Source organism: Streptomyces sp. IBSBF 3136, from assembly GCF_036815105.1.
GTDB lineage: Bacteria > Actinomycetota > Actinomycetes > Streptomycetales > Streptomycetaceae > Streptomyces.
The window spans coordinates 1-968 of sequence record NZ_JAJSZC010000474.1 but is presented as its reverse complement, the minus strand read 5'-3'; the positions used below and the strand labels follow the sequence as shown (position 1 = coordinate 968).

The window sequence follows — 968 nt, the reverse complement described above, 5'->3', positions numbered from 1 at the left end:
CGGGAAGAACTCGTACCAGGAACCGAACAACGCACGCTCGCGCTCCACCAGCAACGGCATCGCGTCCGAAGCGGTCACCAACTCCCGCAGCGGATAAGCCGCCAGCACCGCCTCCACCTCCGGCGACAACGCCGCCGCGAGCCGCCAGGCGGCCGGACGCTCCTCGTCCCGCAGCGCGGCCGCGGCCGCCACCACGACGGCCCGCTGCCTCTCGGGGACGCCCTCGGCCGCTCGCTCGAACAGTCGTGCGCCCTCGGCCAGGACCAGTTCGGTGTCGATGCCCGCGGGAATCTTGATCCGGGCGTGGTGCCGCCAGGTGCCGACGGGGTCCGACCACGCCTCGACCGTGTACGTCCAGGGGCCGGGCCGGTCCGCGGCGACGGTGGCACCCCAGCGGTCGGTGCCCGGGGCGAGTTCGCGCATCGGGGTCCAGGGCCCGGGGCGTCCCCCCGGATCACGGAGCACGACGTTCGCCGCGACGGCGTCGTGGCCCTCGCGGAACACGGTGGCCGAGACCTCGAACTCCTCCCCGACCACGGACTTGGCGGGCCTGCGCCCGTGCTGGACCACGGGGCGCACGTCGAGGACCGGGATGCGCCCGACGGCGGTGGCCACGGCCGGCCCTGAGTGCTCCCGGGGTGACGCCGGTTCGAGCACGTCCTCCACCGGCTTCCCTGACGTGTTGCCCGATGTCTTCTTTCCGGCCGTCCTACTGGTAGTCGGGGGTGCTGACGAGTGGTGCGTGGCGGGCATGACCGCTCCTGTCCGCGTCAACGAGGGTGTGGGCGGATGGCTGTGGGGAGGTGGGTCCTGCGGCGGTGCTGTGGTGTTGTGGGGTCACCGGAGGAGCCTTCCCATCCCGTTCGGGTGGGCAATCCGGCACTTTGTTAACTACTCACGCGTACGTCTACGTGCAAGACCAGCCCCTTTTTCGAGTGCCCCCCGCCCCGGTGTCCACGCCCCCGTGC

The 968-nt window shown here is 72.0% G+C and carries 1 protein-coding gene; it reads right to left on the bottom strand.

All coding sequences use genetic code 11. The features are described from left to right. The coding region (locus V7E45_RS40305; protein WP_333779249.1) for a maltotransferase domain-containing protein at positions 1–753 on the bottom strand (753 nt) is incomplete at its 3' end. Positions 754–968: the final 215 nt, after the last annotated feature.